Below are 16,447 nucleotides of genomic sequence, written 5' to 3' on the forward strand. Positions count from 1 at the left end.
CGATGACCCAGCCACCCGAAATCACCTACAGCGACGAGCTGTTGGCCGACGGCACGGTGCACCGCCGGTACTCCGACGGCCGCAGCGAATGGCGCAGCCGCGGCACCGACGGCCGGATCCACTGGCGCGACGACCGGGGCGACTCGGGCACCGACGAGCGGCTGGGCCGCGACCTGGTCAAGCGCTCCCACACCGACGGCCGGACCGGCTACGGGCGCGACATCGGCTACGGCCGCACGGTGTGGGGCCAGGGCCGCTACGTGCTGGTCAACCGGAGTTCGTTCCCGGGCCGGCTCGGTGTGGTCCTGGGCGCGCTCGGCCTGGGCGCGGGCATCGCGGCCGTCCAGTACGCGCCGGAGCTGCTGTCGGCCGACGAGGAGGAGGAGTTGCGCCGCCAGGCCGAACGCGCCCGCAGCTCGGGCGGTGACGGCAGCGGCGGTGACGGCAGCGGCGGTTTCGACGACGGGTTCGACGACCACGGCGGCTTCGGCACGGCCGGGGACGGCGACGACGGAAGCGACCCGGCGGACGGCGGCGCATGGGACGGGGACGACTTTGGCTGAGTCGCACCGCCTGGCCGTGCCCGCACCCGCACCCGCACCCGCCGGGGCGCGGGCCCCGCACCGCCCGGCCCGCTACACCGTACTGTCGCTGCCCGTGGCCGGCCCGCGGCGGCCCGAACCCGGCCTGGTGGCAGGCCCGTTCGAGACGCAGGGCCGCTGCGTGTCGGCGTCCCTGCTCGCCGGGGTGCCCGGGTTCGCGGACGGCCCGTTCACCGTGGACGGCCGCACCGCCGTCGGTGAAGTCACCCTGCACAACCGGGACGAGCTGCACGCCGCCCTGGCCGCGACCGGACAGCCCACCGAACCCGGGTGCTCCGACGGGGAGTTGCTGCTGCGCTGCTGGCTGGCGCTCGGCCCGGACGGCCTGCGGGCGGCGGACGGCATGTTCACCCTCGCGGTGCTGGACGGCCCGGACCTGGTGCTGATCCGCGACCACATGGGCGCCCGCACGGCCTTCCACTGCCGCACCCGCGACGGCGGCTGGGCGGCGTCCAGCTCGCTCCGGCATCTGCGTCAACGCCCGGACGTGGACACCGGGTTGGACCTCGGCGCCGTCCGCTCCTTCCTCACCTTCGCCTACCTGCCGGGCACCGAGACGCTGCTGCGCGGGGTGTCCGAGCTGCTGCCCGGCAAGGTGACCCGCCTGGGCGCGGACGGCTCGGTGCGCGTCGAGGAGTTCTGGGAACCGCAGGCGGGTTCGGCTCTCACTGAGCTGACGTATCGTCACTATGCCTCTGTCCTGCGCGAGTTGCTGGAGCAGGCAGTGGCCCGGCGGCTGCCGGACGGGCAGGACGTGGCGGTCCTGCTGTCCGGCGGGGTGGACAGTTCGCTGGTGACGGCACTGGCCGCCAGGCTGCACGACCGGCCGGTGCACACCTACTCGATCAGCTTCGGCAACGAACTGCCCAACGAACTGGGCTACTCGGGACTGGTCGCGGCGCACTGCGGCACCCGGCACCGGGTCCTGACCGTACCCGGCGAGCAGGTCGCGGCCCGGCTTGCCGACACTGTCGCACTGCTCGACAGCCCCGTCGGCGACCCGCTGACCGTGCCGAACCTGATGCTCGCCGAGGCCGTCGCGGGCGACGGGCTGAGCGTGTCGCTCAACGGCGAGGGCGGCGACCCGGTGTTCGGCGGGCCGAAGAACCTGCCGATGCTGGTGTTCGAGCTGCTCCGCGACGATCCGTCCGAACAGGCCCGCGCCGATGCCTACTTGCACACCTATCGCAAGTGCTGGGAGGACCTGCCGGTACTGCTCACCGGCGAGGCACTGGCCGAACTCGACGCGCTCGGCCCGGCCGCGCACCCGCGCCGCCACGTCGCACCGTATCTGTCGGACCGCCGAATGCCTTCGCTGCTCGACCAGTTGCTGCACTGCAACCTGCGCACCAAGGGCGCGCATCACATCCTCACCAAGGTCGAACGGCTCACCGCCTCCCAGGGCATCCACGGCCGCTCCCCCCTGTTCGACCGGCAGGTGGTGGAGCACGCGTTCACGACCCCGCCCGCGCTCAAACTCCGTGCCACCGAGGAGAAATGGATCCTCAAGGAGGCGGTGCGCGACCTGCTGCCCGACACCGTCACCTACCGCCCCAAGAGCGGAATGCGGGTACCCGTGCAGCAGTGGCTGCGCGGCCCGCTCAGCGAACACACCCTCGACCTGCTGCTCGGCCCCACCGCCCGCGCCCGCGGCCTGTTCCGGGCCGACACCGTGGAAACCTGGATGCGCGGCGGCGGACTGCTGCTGCCCCGCCAGGGCGGCAAGCTGTGGCTGCTGCTCACCCTCGAACTCTGGCTGCGCGCCTACGACTTGTGACTCCTGGAGCACCACCGATGAATCCGCCCGAACCGCGTCCCGGCGCCCCCGCCGCACCCCCGACGCCACTCACCCGCCAGAGATGACGGCCGCCAGGGCCACCCGGCCGGCCCGGTGAACCCGCCAGTCCCGCGCCGGGGCAGCAAGCCGCGACTGCCGCTCACCCTCGAACTCTGGCTGCGCACCCACGACTTGTGACACCGACGGAGAACGCCCGATGAAACTGACCGACCCGCGCACCGGCGCGCCCCGCCGCACCCTCGACGCCGCCCGCCCGCCGGAGGTGGCCGCCGCCGTCGCCACCGCCAGGGCCGCCCGGCCCGCCTGGTCCGCGCTCACCCCGCGCGAACGGCACCGCCGGCTCGCCGCACTCGCCGACCTGATCGAGCGCCACGCGGACGACTACCTGGACGCCGAATGCGCGGGCACCGGCAAGCCCGACGCCGAGGCGGCCGGTGAAATCGCCGAGGTCGCCGACCTGTTCCGGTTCTACGGCGGCGCGGTGCGGGCCGGCACCTCCCCCGCCGCGGGAGACTACCTGGCCGGGCACCAGAGTTGGGTCCGCTGGGAGCCGGTCGGCGTGGTCGCGGCCATCGTGCCGTGGAACTACCCGCTGCTGATGGCCGGTTGGCGCTGCGCCCCCGCCCTCGCGGCGGGCAACACGGTGGTCCTCAAGCCCGCCGAGACCACCCCCGACAGCGCGTTGCTGCTCGCCGAGCACGCCGAACAGGCCCTCGGGCCGGGCGTGTTGACCGCACTGCCGGGCGACCGGGAGACCGGCCGACTGCTGGTCTCGGCCGGCTGCGACCTGATCGCCTTCACCGGCAGCCCCACCGCAGGCACCGACATCACCGCCCGCGCCGGCCTCACCCCCGTCAGCCTCGAACTCGGCGGCAACAGCCCGGTGTTGGTCCTGCCCGACGCGCCCGCCGACACCTGGCGGCAACTCGCCGCCGCCTGCACCTACAACGCCGGCCAGAGCTGCGCCGCCCCAGCCAGGGTCATCGTCCTCGACGAGACGTACCAGCACACCGTGACCGCGCTCGCCGCCGCGATGGCCGAACGCCACGCCGGACGCGACTTCGGCCCGCTCAACAACCCCGACCAGGCGGCCCGTTACGACCGGATCGTGGCGCAGTCCGGCGCCCGCGTCGTCCACACCGCCCCTGGCCGCACCGACGGACTGTGGCGGCCCGCGACCGTCCTCGCCGACCTGCCCGCCGACGACCCGGCCGTGGTCGAGGAGGTCTTCGGCCCGTTGCTCACCGTCCAACGCGCCGCCACCCTCGACCAGGCCGTCGCCCTCGCCGAGTCCGTCCCCCAGGCCCTCGCCGCCTCCGTCTGGACCACCGACCTCACCACCGGCCTCGCCCTCACCGACCGCCTCTCCGCCGGCGAAGTCTGGCTCAACTGCCACCTCGCCCAATCCGCCGAACTCCCCCACAGCGGCCGCCGGGGCAGCGGCGCGGGCACCGACCTGTCCACCCTGGCCCTGCGCGAATACCAGCGCCCCAAGACGGTGACGGCCCGCCTGACCTGACCGGACCGGCCCCGACGACAGCGGAGCCCGGACGGCACACCCGCCGGTTCAGTCCGGGAGGGCGGCCAGCCAGGCGGTCAGCAGCCGGTTGACCTCCTCGGGGCGCTCCTGCTGGATCCAGTGCCCGCAGCCGTCCAGGATGTGAGCGGAGGTCAGGGCGGGGAGGGTGGCCGGGTAGGCGTCGATCGCGTCGGCCATCCAGGTCGTGGAGGCGTCCAGGGAGCCGCCGATGAACAGGGACGGCTGTGTGATCGGGGCTCCGTGGTACGGGGCGAGGTCCTCCCAGTCACGGTCCATGGTGCGGTAGCGGTGGAGGGCCCCGGTCATGCCGGTGCGCTCGAACTCCCCGGCGTACACGTCGAGGTCGTCCTCGGTCAGCCAGGCGGGCAGCTTGCCGCCGGGGAAGCGGTCGCGCAGCCGGCCGCCGGCGCGGGTCACGAAGTGCGGGTCGGGCTCGCCCTGGGCGGGCATGGTGTCGGCGGACATGGCCGCGTAGAAGCCCGCGAGCCAGCCCCGGAGGTCGGGCTCCATCTCTGCTTCGGCCCGGCCGGGCTCCTGGAAGTAGGAGACGTAGAACTCCTGGTCGCCGCCCATCTGCGCGAAGACCTCGGTGGGGCGGGGGCCGCCGGGCGGCGCGTAGGGGACGCTCAGCAGTCCGACGGCGCGGAAGATCTCGGGGTGGAGCAGGGCGGAGGCCGCCGCGATGCTGGAGCCCCAGTCGTGCCCGACGACCACCGCCCGCTCCTCGCCGAGGGCGCGCACCAGGGCGACGTTGTCCTCCACCAGGTCGAGCATCCGGTAGGCGTCCGTCGCGGCCGGCTTGGAGGAGCGGCCGTAGCCGCGTACGTCGAGCGCCACGGCCCGGTACCCCGCCGCCGCGAGGGCCGGGAGTTGGCGGCGCCAGGAGTACCAGGACTCGGGGAAGCCGTGGACGAGCAGGACCAGCGGTCCGGTGCCCTGTTCGACCAGGTGCAGGCGCCCGGCGGGTGCCTCGATGGTGCGGTGGCGCAGGTCGGCGGACGGCGCGGGCTGGTGCATCGCTTCTCCTCGGTTGACGGGCGGCCTCGGTTACCCGCCGATCATGCGGCGCGGCGGCCGCGCGACGCGAACACCCTTGCCATTCTGGCAAACTGGCAGGACAGGGTGGCGGAGACGGCACGGCCAAAGGGAGCGGGGCGATGGTGACGGACGACGGCACGGCCGAAACGCTGGCGGCCATGGGCCCCCGGCTGCGGACGGCGCGCGAGCAGCGCGGCGCCACACTCACCGGCGTCAGCCGCGCGACCGGCATCTCGCTGAGCACGCTGTCGCGGATCGAGACCGGCCGGCGCAAGCCCACCCTGGAGGTGCTGCTGCAGCTCGCGAAGGCGTACGAGGTCTCCCTGGACGAGCTGGCCGGCACCGCACCCGCCGCGTCACCCGGACCGCGCACCCCGGTGCCGCGGCGTTCCGGCAACGACAAGGCGGTGCTACCGCTGACCAGGTACGTCGGGGGCCTGCACGCCCACAAGCACGTCCTGCCCGCCATCGACGCGCCGCCAACGCGGCCGCGGCAGGCCTCCCACGACGGGTACGAATGGCTGTGCGTCCTGTACGGGCGGCTGTGGCTGGCGCTCGGCGAGCAGGACCTGGTGCTGAGCGCCGGCGACGTGGCCGAGTTCGACACCCGCACCGCCCACGGAGTCGCGAACGCCGGGCCCGGCGGACCGGTCGAATACCTGATCATGTTCGGACCCCAGGGGGAACGCCTGCGATCGCGCACCCCGGCCCCCGACCGCCGGGCCGGGCCGTAGTGCGCGATCGCGTCGCCGAGCACGTTCTCCGATGTTCCGGGTAAAAGCTGCCCCCGATCCACTCGCGCCCCGCCGACTGCACAGCGTGTGGCGGGGGCGCGAGTGGCAGAGCGCGGTGCTGCGGTGGGGTGTTCTGCTCTACTGCCAGACCGGGGCGTCCATGACCAGGTTGCCGCTGGAGTCGAAGACGTACGCCCGCGCGGCAGTCACGTTCGTGCCGTCGACCATGTCGGTCCAGGGCGCTCCGGAACCGCTGTACCCGGAATAGGGCCAGTCGGTGCACGCCTCAACGAGGCTGCCGGTGTTGTCCGGCCCGGGGTAGCACATGAACTCCCATGCGCCGTTGCTGTCGGTGGTTTGGATGTCGACGTACAGCCTGTACCCGGCGTTGCGGGCGACCTGCGTCAGCTGAGCGGCCGACCAGTTGGCCTTGCAGCTGCTGGAGTAGTCGTTCCACACGGTCGCCAGCTGCACGCCGTCCCGGATGACGTAGGCCGTTTTCACGTCCGTGGCCCAGCAGCCGACCGCGCCGTGGTCCCGCCCGGCGCACGAGGACGCCCAGCAGCCGGCCGCCGAGGCGGTCGGCGCGGTGACCAGGAGGCCGGCGGTGGCGAGGGTGGTCGCCACGAGGACGCCCAGGATTCTCTTGGCGGTGCGCATGTCCTTCTCCTTCGGTTCGGTTGCTGTCCCGGCACCCGCTGCTCTGCCGGATGCCCGGCCGCAGCAGGCGGATGCCGGCGTCGGCTTTGCCTCCGGCCGCTGCTGCCGCGTGGCCGGTGGAGTGGAGTCATGACAGCAGCACCGGAGCGCGCGCGGCAGGGCCGGTGCGCGCCGGGTGAACAAAGGTGGACAATCCCGGGGACGTGACCTGGCGTGTTCCTCGGGGCCTGTCAGGAGACGCCGTTGACATGCGCGAACAACGCCAAACAATGGGACAGAGCACCCACTTCGAGGGCAGAGGGAGGGGCACGTGGCGCGCAGACAGACTCCGCTGGAGGGCACCGGCGCGGTGGTCCGGTTCGCCGAGCGCTTACGGGCCACCCGGGAGGAAGCCGGGTTGACCCTGCGCCAGCTGGCCAAGCGTTCGGGATTCTCCCCCACCACGCTGTCGATCGCCGAGGGTGGGAAGAAGATGCCCTCCTGGGACGTGACCGCCGCATTCGTCGCCGGCTGCGGTGTCACGGACACAGAACGCTGGCGAGGTCTCTGGGAGTCGGCACAGGACGGCGAGGCTCGACCCGCCCGGCCGGATACGGGAGACAACTCCGGTCCGGAGCCACCGAAGTGGGAACCGGAGAGCCCGGAGCCGACAGTCCTGGTACGGACCCGCTGGTGGCCGTTGATCGTGGCGGTTCTCTGCTCCTCTGTCCTCACCGCGACCGTGACCGTGCTGCTCGTACCGAACGACGCCGCCCCCAACCACGCGTCGCTCGCATCCAGTTACCCGCCCGGCAACGATCCCGTCCCGACCGAAGCATGCGGCGGGGAGGTGATCGGCTACGGCTGCCAGGGCAAGGAGCCGAACGAGACCCCGTGCTGGGGTGAAGGGGCACAGCGCGGAAAGATCACCGCGATCGTCAACGAGGGCCAGTCCGTGGGAAGCCTGGAGAACTGGTACTCGCCGAGATGCGGCACCAACTGGGCGACACTGCACATCCCGGCCGGCTGGCAGGGGCGGATCGAGATCGTCGCCCAGACCGACAAAGCATGCTTCCCCACCGACTGCCAGGCGCTGTACGGGAAAACGCCGCCGTTCTGGACCACCATGGTGTTCGGAATGAACAACCCGGTGAGTGCGCGCGGCTACGTTCAGTTCCCGAACGGGGAGATCAAGGAGTTCAGAGCCGAGACAACCTGACCGGACCGCACAGTGCCGCCTGGGGCTGACGGCAGCTCCGCTGTCAAAGGTCAAAGGCACCCCACCCCGAGCCGCTCCCGCGCCACGATGCCCCCACGTACCTGCACCGGGACGGCGGCGCTGCCGATTTCCGCGCAAGCCGGCGCACCGGCGGTCCGGTTCGGTGCGTGAATCGTCTCCCCCGTGCCCCCCGGGTCCCCTCGCCGTGCGGCTGCCACCGGCCGGGTCGAGCCCACGGAGGAAGAACTGAACTGGCGGGCTGGCAAAGTGAATTGACGGGGCGGCTTGTCGTCAGCGGACAGCGCGGGCCAGCGCGGCGGCGATCAGGTCGGCGCGGGCGGGGACGGGCGCGGGCGGGACGTCGATCAGGTGGAAGCCGAAGTGCCGGTAACTGTCGCGGTGGACGCGCTCGAAGTCCAGTGAGGCGCGGTAGTCGATCCGCCGGGCGGCGGTGCGGGTGACGAATCCGATCGGGCGGATCAGGAACACCTCGCGCCGGTAGGCCTGGGTGTCGACGATCCGCTCCAGTTCGGCGGTGAGCGCGGGCGGCACGGGGCGGCCGAGGTACACGGCCAGGGCGTGGGTGCACACCGGCGAGCGGTCGAACAGCCGGTCGTGGCCGGGCGGCGGGGCGGGCCGCTGCCGGGCCTGTTGCAGGGCGAGCACCCGGTCCACGAAGCCATCCGCGGTCCACGGCTCCGGGTCGCCCGCGGCCTGCTCCCGGGCGATGACCTCGGTCGCGGCCTCGGGCACCACCTCGTGGCCGCGGGCGGCGAGTTCGCGCAGCACGGTGGTCTTTCCGGCGCCGGGCGCGCCCGTGAGGATCCAGCGGGCCATGACGAACGGTCAACTCCATTCGGTCTCCGGGCAGCAGCCGCAGCTGCTGGTTCGTCAGCGTAGCCTGCGGGGCCGCCGGGCGGGTGAGGGCCGGTTCGTGGGGAGCGGGCGAGGGGAACGGCTGGCGGGGTGAACGGTGGTGGCGGAGTGATGCTGGCGGTGTCGAGCACCCGGCGGGTGTTCGACGAGGGGTGGCTGCTGGAGCGGAAGTGGGACGGGATCCGGGCGCTGGCAGTGCGGGACGGGTCACGGGTGACCCTGCGATCGCGGACCGGACAGCAACTGGAAAGCGCTTACCCGGAGCTGGTGGCGGCGCTCGCCGCGCAGCCGGTGCCGCGCTTCGCGGTGGACGGCGAGATCGTCGCCTTCGAGGGCGGGCGGACCAGTTTCGCCCGGCTCCAGCAGCGGATGGGGCTGCACGATCCGGCACGCGCGCTGGCCAGCGGCGTCGCGGTCGAGTACGTGCTGTTCGACCTGCTGGCCCTGCAGGGGCACGACACCACGGGGCTGCCACTGCTGGACCGCAAGCAACTCCTCACCGAGGCAATCGAGTTCGAGCTGCCGCTGAGGTTCTCCGAGCACACCGCCGCCGAACCGGGCGTTCCCGTCCCGCTCTCCGAGGCGTGCGCGCACGGCTGGGAGGGCCTGATCGCCAAGCGCGCGGCCGGCCGGTACGTGGCCGCCCGGTCCGGCGACTGGCTCAAGCTCAAGTGCGAGCGCGGGCAGGAGTTCGTGGTCGGCGGCTGGACCGAACCGGCAGGCAGCCGCGAGGCGTTCGGCGCGCTGCTGCTCGGCTACCACGAGCGCGGCCAAGAACGGGGCCAGGAACGCGACCAGAAGCATGACGCCGAACCCGGCCGACTGCGCTACGCGGGCAAGGTCGGCACCGGCTTCGACACCCGCACGCTGCGCGCCCTGCACCACGTCCTGCTCCAACTCGCCTCCCCCGTCAGCCCGTTCGGACCCGCCGAGGAGGTGCCGACGCGCACCTCGCACTGGGTGCGGCCCGAACTGGTGGTGCAGGTCGGCTTCACCGAGTGGACCCGCGACGGCCGGCTCCGCGCGCCCCGCTACCAGGGCGTGCGCACCGACCGCCCGGCCGCCGAGGTGGTCCGCGAGCCCCCGGCCTGACGCGCACGGCCCGACCCGCCCGACCCGCCGCCCATGCCGCTGCACCGGATGGCCGACCCGGCGCGCGACGCTCCCGGGCAGTCCGTACGGTGCCGTTGCGGGGGGCTACCCGAGCGAGAGGTATTCACTGGCATGGCTGGGAAGTTCGAACTGTACGTGGACGAGCAGGGCCTCCACCGCTTCCGTCTGAAGGCGAGCAACGGCTCGATCGTGGTGACCGGAGACCCGGAGGAGTCCCGCGAACAGTGCCTGAAGAGCATCGAGTCGATCCGGAAGCTCGCGCCGTACGCGCAGCTCCAGGAGACCGGCGCCAACGCGTGACCCGGACGGCGTGAGCGCAGCGCACGATCAATGCGGTCACAGCGCACGACCGGTATGTGCGCCGGGCACGAACGGCGTACGCGCCGGCCCGTGCAGCGCGAAACGCCTGCGAAACGCCCGCGAGACGCCTGCGAGACGCCTGCGAAAACGCCGGTGCATCACAACGGGCCCGTACCCGGGGCCCCTGTGGCGAGCCTGTGACCGACCCGTCGGGTTGTCACGGGCTCGTCGCCACATCGGCTCCCCGGCCCGGCCCTGCGGCATGCTGGGGACGGCAGATGCGGACCGGGCAAGGGGGTTGGCGATGGCAGGGCGTGAACTGTTGGCGGCGGCAGGGGTGCTGTTCCCGGACGAGCAGGGCCGGGTGATGGTGGCCCGGGTGTCGTACCGGACCAAGCATCCGATCGAAGTGCCGGGCGGCGGCTGGGACGCGTCCGACCCGTCACCCCGGCACACCGCCGTCCGGGAGATCCAGGAGGAGTTGGGCATCACCCCGGTGCTGCGCGAACTCGCCTGCCTGGACTGGTCGCGGGACCACCACCGGCCGCCCATCGCGGCGTTCCTGTACTGGGCCGACCCGCTCACCGAGGCGCAGCGCGAGCAAATCCGCTTGGAGGCCGAGGAGTTGGACGCGCTGGTGTACCTGACGCCGGAGCAGCTGCTGTCGGCGCTGCCGCCGCTGCTGTCCCGGCGGGTCGGGTCGTGCGTACTGGCGCCGCGTTCGGCGGCGCCGTTGGAGCTCGCGGACGGCCGGCCGGTCGGGCACACCGCCCTGCACCTGCGTCCGTGGCCCGCCCCGGCGTACACCGGCCCGGCCGGGATCGCGGCGCTACTGCCGCCCGGCGGTGACCGTCCCGCCCCGCCGCCGCCGATGGACCGGGACACGTACATCGCGAGCCGTCCGCGGATCCGGGCGAAGGCGCGGACGCTGTTCACGGACGAGCGCGGCCGGGTGCTGCTTGTGCGGTTGACGCCGTGGAACGGCGAGTCGGTGTGGGTGCTGCCCGGCGGCTCGATCGAGGCGGACCGCGAGCTGCCCCGGGAGGCCGCCCGGCGGGAGACCCTGGAGGAACTCGGCTGGCAGCACGAGCCCGGCCGGCTGCTGGCGATCGACTGGGTGCCCGGCTTCGGTGACGAACTCCCGCGCACCGTCCTGATGTTCGACGGTGGGACGGTGACCTCCGAGCAGCTGTCGGCGATCCGCCTGCAGGAGGAGGAACTCGCCGAGTGGGGGCTGTTCACTCCCGAGGAGGCGCAGCGGGTGCTGCTCCCGGCCACCGCGCAGCGGCTGGCGGCGTGCCTGGCCGTCCGTGACCTCCCGCCCGGCGCGGGCCCGGCCGAACTGGTGAACGGCGTACGGCAGTCGGGGTCGCCGCTGGTCACCGAGCCGGGTGGGTCGCACGGGTAACGGCGGGCAGAATCGACGGTACGGACACGGGGTCGATCGGGAGGCAGCGATGGAACAGGCGGCGGGGCTGGGCCTGGACGGGTGCGTGGTGCGGTCGCTGGGCGGCGGCGACCGGCTGGTGCTCCATCTCGACGGCGGGTTGCTGCTGACGGTGCGCAATGACTTCCGGCTGCTGCGCGGTGCGAAGGTCGACCACTTCTACCCCGCGCTCGGCGTCACCGCGTCCGGTGCCCTCGGTGTGCTGGCCCACGCCACGGTCACTGGAGCCACCGTCACCCTCGCGGGGGGCCTGCGCCTCAGCTTCGACACCGGCCACATCCTGGCCGTCGCTCCCGACCCGGCCCCCGGCGTCCCCGTCCACCCCTGGCAGCTCGCCTCCCCCGCCGGCCCCCTGTTCACCGGCGGGCCCGACGGCGGACCGGACGGCGGACCCGACAGCGGACAGGACGGCCGACCGGACGGCGGGCCGCCTGCTTGAGCGGGGGCGAGGGAGGCCGGAGGTAAAAGGCTCGTTAAGCTCCGACCATGATCATCTCTCCCGCCCGCACCACGGTCTTCGACATCGACGGCACGCTCTGCTTCGACGGGAGGACGATCGACACCCGGATCATGGACGCCCTCGACGCCTACGAGCGGGCCGGCCACGAGCTGGTCTTCGCCTCCGCCCGGCCGATCCGTGATCTGCTGCCCGTCCTCGAAGGGGCGTTCCCCGGCGCGACGCTGATCGGCGGCAACGGCAGCCTGGTCTCGGTCGGCGGGCGGGTCCGGACGCGCGCCGCGTTCTCGGTCGGGAAGCTCGCCACGCTGCTGGCCGAGGCCGAACGGTTCAAGGCCGGCTACCTCGCCGACGGCCCGTGGGACTACGCCTACACCGGCCCGGCCGACCACCCGATCCTCGGCCGCATCGACCAGAACCGGGTGGCCCGCCGCGTCGAGATCGCCGAACTCCCGGCCGTGGTCAAGTTCCTGGTGGTCTCCGCGACCGACCTGCCCGCCCTCGCCGCGTCCTGCCGCGCCCTCGGGCTGTCCGTCAACCACCACCTCGACGAGGCGATCATCGACTTCGCCCCCGGCACCACCGACAAGCGCGAGGCCCTGGTCTCCCTGGGCATCGACCACTACAACGCCTTCGGCAACGACATCAACGACCTCTCCCTGCTCCGCGACGCCCACCACGCCGTCCGCGTCGGCACCCACCCGGCCCTCGACGGCATCGCCGCGGTGACGGTCGCCCCGCACCCGGAGGCCGTCGCCGCGGAGATCCTGCGCCTGGCGGCTGCCACCGCCTGAGAAAGGTGTGGGGGCGTGCGGTCGGCGGTCGGCAGCGCCGGTCTTCGCCGCACGCCGCACGCCGTCGCCGAGCGGCGTGCGGAGCCCCCGCCCTCGCGCGCGTTCACCCGCCCCACGGTTCCCGGTGGCCCGGCGGCCGTGGCGGCTCGTCCATGTGCCCGTGCTGGTAGGCCCAGGCGGCGAGCTCGACCCGGTTGCGGACGTCGAGCTTCAGCTGCGCGGCGGCGAGGTGCTTCTTGACCGTGCCGAGGGAGATGTACAGGCGTTCGGCGATCTCGGCGTTGGTGAGCCCCTCGGCGGCGGCCCGGACGGTCGTCAGCTCGCGCTCCGACAGCGGGTGCCGGCCCGAGGCGGGGAGCGGCGGGCGGGCCCGGCGGGAGGTGAAGTGCCGCAGCAGGCGGACGGTGATCTGCGGGGAGACCATCGCCTCGCCGCGGGCGGCGGCGCGCACGGCCTCGATGAGCATGGTGGGGCCGGCGTCCTTGAGCAGGAAGCCGACCGCGCCGCCGTGCAGGGCCTCGTGCACGTACTCGTCGAGGTCGAAGGTGGTGACGACGATGACGCGCAACCGGTCCGGGACGCCGGGGCCGGCGAGTCGGCGGGTGACGTCGAGTCCGGTGATGCCGGGCATCCGAATGTCCAGCAGGCACACGTCGGGGCGGTGGTGTTCGGCCAGGCGCAGGGCCTCGATGCCGTCGCCGGCCTCGGCGACGACCTCGATGTCGGGTTCGGCGTCGAGGATGTAGCGGAAGCCGGTGCGGACCATGCGCTGGTCGTCGGCGAGCAGGACGCGGATGGTCATCGCAGCGCCGCCCCGTCGGTCGCCGGAGCCCGCCGCCCGGGCCGGTCCGCCGCACCGGGCAGGTGGGCGGTGACGTGCCAGCCGGAGCCGGATGCGGCCGGTCCGGCGTGGAAGGTGCCGCCGAGCAGCTTGGCACGCTCGGCCATGCCGATCAGCCCGTAGCGGTCCCCGTAGCCTTCCCGGTAGCCGTCCCCGGCGGGGGTGCGGACGGGGCCGCGACCGTCGTCGTGAACGTCCAGGCGCAGCCACCCGCCCCCACCGTTGACCCGGACGGTGATCCTGGTGGCGCCGCGGGCGTGGCGGTCGGCGTTGGTGACGGCTTCCTGGGCGATCCGCAGGACGGCGGCGGCGATCTCGGCCGGTGCGCCGTCCAGTTCCTCCTCGCCGCTGACGGCGATCTCGGGGCGGTGGCCGTTGCCGGGCCGGGCGAGGGCGGTGAGCCGACGGGCCGGGGAGTCCGCGTCCTGGCGCGGGTGTTCGCCGTCGCGGAGCGCACCGACCAGGCGGCGCATGGCGGTCAGCGCGTCCGCCCCGGCGTGCTCGATGTCGGCCAGGGCGGTGCGCAGCAGTTCGGGGTCGCGGGCGGCGATGTGCTGGAGCGCCTGGGCCTGGACGACGATGCCGGTGACCTGGTGGGCGACGACGTCGTGGAGGTCCCGCGCGAGCGCGTTGCGTTCCTGGCGCACGGCGCGTTCGATGTGCCAGGCCCGGCGCTCCGCCCGCCAGCGCAGCAGCAGTCCGGGGCCGAGCAGCACCAGTACCAGCAGCGCGTTGTCCACGTCGTACGGCCCGCCGGCGCGCCCGGCGGCGGCCAGCAGGGCCGCGAAGGAGGCCAACGCCGTGCCCGCGATCACCGGCGGCCGGCACCGGCGGGCGACCAGCGGGAGCAGCAGGGCGAGGGCGAGCGCCTCGGTGAGGCCGATCGGCCGGTGGGCGGTGGGCAGCAGCCGGTAGCCGGCGGAGGCCGCGAACGAGACCAGCAGCGCCCCGGCGGCGGCTGCCGCCGTTCGCGTCCCGCCGCAGCGGTGGGCGGGGAGCGGGCGCAGTGCCCAGAGGACGAGCGATCCCATCGCGGCGCCGGAGACCAGGAACAGCGCGTCGCCGGCGGGTCCGGGGCGCATGCCCCACCAGCGGTCGAGGTCGGTGAGCAGCGCCGGCAGCAGGGCGACCGCGACGAGGAGGGCCGGCAACGGGCGGGCGGCGGTGCCCTCGCGGACGGGAGCGGGCGGACGGGCTGCCGGTCGGTTGTGCATGCCGCCACCGTACGCGTGGGCGAAGGCGCCGGGGGTGGCCGATCGGCTACTTCGAAGCGGGCCGGTTGGCTGCTGCGTCACCCCGCTGACCTGGGTGAACGTGAAGCTCGTCAATCCGCGGCCCGGTCCGCCGACCGCCGCCCGCACCTCCTGGAGGAATCTCCGTGCCCCTGCCCGGAACCACCCCGCGCCCTCCCGGCAAGGCCTCCGGTGACGTCGGCCCCGACGGCGTCCGTCCCCGGCCCGCCGGGCTCGGCACAGCCGCGCGTTGGACGGTCGTCGCCGCCGTCGTCGCCGCGCTGGCCGCCTTCGCCGCCGGCCCGCGCAGCGCGCCGATCGCCGCCCACCGCAGTGGTGACGCGGCGTTGGCCGAGCGGGTCGCCGGTCTGCTGCCGGACGGCCAGGGAGCGGGCGGCTCGGTGGGTGTCTCGGTCGCGGTCGTCGATCACGGCACCGTCACCAGGGCCGCGCTGGGCACCACCGACGGCTCGACCCCGGTCACCCCGGACACCGCGTTCGAGACCGGCTCGGCGCAGAAGGTGCTCACCGCGAGCCTGCTCGGCAGCCTCCTGGACGCCGGGAGGATCAGGCTCACCGACACCGTCGGCGCCCTGTGGCCCGAGTACTCCTTCGCCGATCCGGCGGTGGCCGGCATCACCGTCGGGCAACTCGCCACCCACACCGCCGGCCTGCCGTCCTTCCCGGCCGACGGCCCGCGCTTCCCGCTCGCGATGGCCGGCTATCTGCTGGGCGGCAACGGCTACTCGCTGCTCCAGGACCCGGTGCGCGCGCTCGCCGGCCTGACCGGCTCCGGGCCCGGGCCGGACACCGCGTTCTCCTACTCCAACCTCGGCTACGCCGTCCTCGGCGAGACCCTCGCCAAGGTGGACGGCCGCGACTACCCGACCGCGCTGCGCGAGCGCGTCCTCGCCCCGCTCGGCATGGACCGCACCACCGTCCGCACCGCCCCCGGCACTCCGGACCGGGCTGCTCTCCCGTTCCACACCGCCGGCACACCGGTCGTACCGTGGACCAACCCCGGCTGGGCGGCGGTCGGCACCGGCACCTGGACCACCAGCGCCGACCTCGCTGCCTTCCTGGCCGCCAACGCCGCCCCGAACCCGCCCACCGCGCTCGCCCTCACCCACACCCCGCACGCCGCCGTCGCCGACTACGCCGACCGCGACGGGCACATCGGCCTGGGCTGGCAGCTCTGGAACGCCGGTGGCACGACCGTCCGCTGGCACAACGGACTGACCAACGGCTCCCGCGCGTTCGTCGCCCACACCACCGACCAGCGCGCGGTGGTGGTCCTCACCAACTCCACCCGCACACCGGCCGAGCGGATCGGCTTCGCCCTGCTCGGCGTCGATGCCCCCGAGTTCGACGAGCCCCAAACCCCGCACCCCGTCCTGCTCGCCGCCACCGGACTGCTCGCGGCCGGCGCGCCCGCGCTCGCCCTGCTCGGCGTGGTGCGGCCCCGCCGCGCCCGCTTCTCCCGCCCCCTGGACCGTCTCAAGGCCGTCTCCCTGCCGCTGACCGCCGCCACCTGCTGGCTGCTGGCCCTGCGCAGCGGCGAGTGGGGGCACGTCCCGGGCGTCCTGTGCGCGATCGGCGCGAGGCTGGTGGCAGCCACGGCCGCCGAGTCCGTCCGTCGCTGGCCCGCCCTGCCGACGGCCCGGGGCCGGTACCCGTGGCTGCGCGCCCTCACCTTCGCGCTGCCCGTCCTGCCGCTGGCCGTGCTGTTCTGCACGACGGCGGTGATCACCGTCGACCTGCCCTGAACGGCGCCGGGCTGCGCGGCAGTTCACCGCCCCGCCCGCGCGCCCCGAAAC

General features: G+C 73.9%; 16 protein-coding genes. 11 read left to right on the forward strand and 5 right to left on the reverse strand.

The genetic code is table 11. The annotated features are described in order from the left end of the window. Positions 1 to 2 precede the first annotated feature (2 nt). The 3 genes from ACZ6R9_RS16315 to ACZ6R9_RS16325 all read left to right on the forward strand — a co-directional run bounded on the left by ACZ6R9_RS16315 (position 3) and on the right by ACZ6R9_RS16325 (position 3,919). Positions 3 to 563, forward strand: coding sequence for a hypothetical protein (locus tag ACZ6R9_RS16315; protein ID WP_465538623.1), 561 nt, complete (start codon positions 3 to 5; stop codon positions 561 to 563). Next, a complete protein-coding gene (locus tag ACZ6R9_RS16320; RefSeq protein WP_465538624.1) occupies positions 556 to 2,379 on the forward strand; it encodes an asparagine synthetase B family protein in 1,824 nt (607 codons plus the stop codon). Before ACZ6R9_RS16315 ends, ACZ6R9_RS16320 begins: the two co-directional genes overlap by 8 nt. 217 nt (positions 2,380 to 2,596) lie before the next feature. Beyond that, positions 2,597 to 3,919 carry an aldehyde dehydrogenase family protein gene (locus tag ACZ6R9_RS16325; RefSeq protein ID WP_465538625.1) on the forward strand — a complete coding sequence of 441 codons (1,323 nt, stop codon included), beginning with the start codon at positions 2,597 to 2,599 and terminating at the stop codon, positions 3,917 to 3,919. A 48-nt stretch (positions 3,920 to 3,967) separates the two neighbouring features. Here ACZ6R9_RS16325 and ACZ6R9_RS16330 read toward each other — a convergent pair whose 3' ends face one another. Further along, positions 3,968 to 4,957, reverse strand: a complete 990-nt coding sequence (locus ACZ6R9_RS16330; RefSeq protein ID WP_465538626.1) for an alpha/beta fold hydrolase — start codon at positions 4,955 to 4,957, stop codon at positions 3,968 to 3,970. A gap of 140 nt (positions 4,958 to 5,097) precedes the next feature. Here ACZ6R9_RS16330 and ACZ6R9_RS16335 point away from each other — a divergent pair, with 140 nt between their 5' ends. Next, positions 5,098 to 5,712, forward strand: coding sequence for a helix-turn-helix domain-containing protein (locus ACZ6R9_RS16335; protein ID WP_465538627.1), 615 nt, complete (start codon positions 5,098 to 5,100; stop codon positions 5,710 to 5,712). 138 nt (positions 5,713 to 5,850) lie between these two features. Here the strand turns inward: ACZ6R9_RS16335 and ACZ6R9_RS16340 are convergent, their stop codons facing one another. Further along, positions 5,851 to 6,372: a hypothetical protein gene (locus tag ACZ6R9_RS16340; RefSeq protein WP_465538628.1), complete on the reverse strand. Its 522-nt coding sequence runs from the start codon at positions 6,370 to 6,372 to the stop codon at positions 5,851 to 5,853. Positions 6,373 to 6,682: 310 nt separating this feature from the next. Between ACZ6R9_RS16340 and ACZ6R9_RS16345 the strand changes: the two genes are divergently transcribed. Then, positions 6,683 to 7,570: a helix-turn-helix domain-containing protein gene (locus ACZ6R9_RS16345; RefSeq protein WP_380480752.1), complete on the forward strand. Its 888-nt coding sequence runs from the start codon at positions 6,683 to 6,685 to the stop codon at positions 7,568 to 7,570. 291 nt (positions 7,571 to 7,861) lie between these two features. On the opposite strand, the gene ACZ6R9_RS16350 is transcribed toward ACZ6R9_RS16345, so the two are convergent. Further along, a complete protein-coding gene (locus ACZ6R9_RS16350; protein WP_465538629.1) occupies positions 7,862 to 8,407 on the reverse strand; it encodes an AAA family ATPase in 546 nt (181 codons plus the stop codon). A 150-nt stretch (positions 8,408 to 8,557) separates the two neighbouring features. Between ACZ6R9_RS16350 and ACZ6R9_RS16355 the strand changes: the two genes are divergently transcribed. From ACZ6R9_RS16355 to ACZ6R9_RS16375, 5 genes are all read left to right on the forward strand, one after another. Beyond that, on the forward strand, positions 8,558 to 9,538 hold the full coding sequence (locus tag ACZ6R9_RS16355) for an ATP-dependent DNA ligase (RefSeq protein WP_465538630.1): 981 nt from the start codon (positions 8,558 to 8,560) through the stop codon (positions 9,536 to 9,538). A gap of 132 nt (positions 9,539 to 9,670) precedes the next feature. Next, entirely contained in the window at positions 9,671 to 9,859 is a 189-nt protein-coding gene (locus ACZ6R9_RS16360; RefSeq protein ID WP_380480747.1) for a YegP family protein, read from the forward strand. 304 nt (positions 9,860 to 10,163) lie between these two features. Beyond that, positions 10,164 to 11,267 carry an NUDIX hydrolase gene (locus ACZ6R9_RS16365; protein WP_465538631.1) on the forward strand — a complete coding sequence of 368 codons (1,104 nt, stop codon included), beginning with the start codon at positions 10,164 to 10,166 and terminating at the stop codon, positions 11,265 to 11,267. Between the two features lie 49 nt (positions 11,268 to 11,316). Further along, positions 11,317 to 11,745: a DUF6188 family protein gene (locus tag ACZ6R9_RS16370; RefSeq protein ID WP_465538632.1), complete on the forward strand. Its 429-nt coding sequence runs from the start codon at positions 11,317 to 11,319 to the stop codon at positions 11,743 to 11,745. A 47-nt stretch (positions 11,746 to 11,792) separates the two neighbouring features. Continuing rightward, positions 11,793 to 12,557 carry an HAD hydrolase family protein gene (locus tag ACZ6R9_RS16375; RefSeq protein WP_380480741.1) on the forward strand — a complete coding sequence of 255 codons (765 nt, stop codon included), beginning with the start codon at positions 11,793 to 11,795 and terminating at the stop codon, positions 12,555 to 12,557. Between the two features lie 103 nt (positions 12,558 to 12,660). On the opposite strand, the gene ACZ6R9_RS16380 is transcribed toward ACZ6R9_RS16375, so the two are convergent. Both ACZ6R9_RS16380 and ACZ6R9_RS16385 read right to left on the reverse strand, forming a co-directional pair. After that, positions 12,661 to 13,359, reverse strand: a complete 699-nt coding sequence (locus tag ACZ6R9_RS16380) for a response regulator (protein ID WP_465538633.1) — start codon at positions 13,357 to 13,359, stop codon at positions 12,661 to 12,663. Then, entirely contained in the window at positions 13,356 to 14,612 is a 1,257-nt protein-coding gene (locus ACZ6R9_RS16385) for a sensor histidine kinase (protein ID WP_465538634.1), read from the reverse strand. Before ACZ6R9_RS16385 ends, ACZ6R9_RS16380 begins: the two co-directional genes overlap by 4 nt. Before the next feature lie 164 nt (positions 14,613 to 14,776). On the opposite strand from ACZ6R9_RS16385, the gene ACZ6R9_RS16390 reads away from it, so the two are divergent. After that, entirely contained in the window at positions 14,777 to 16,396 is a 1,620-nt protein-coding gene (locus ACZ6R9_RS16390; RefSeq protein ID WP_465538635.1) for a serine hydrolase domain-containing protein, read from the forward strand. The last annotated feature ends 51 nt before the right edge of the window (positions 16,397 to 16,447 follow it).

This window comes from Kitasatospora sp. NPDC048662, assembly GCF_055587065.1.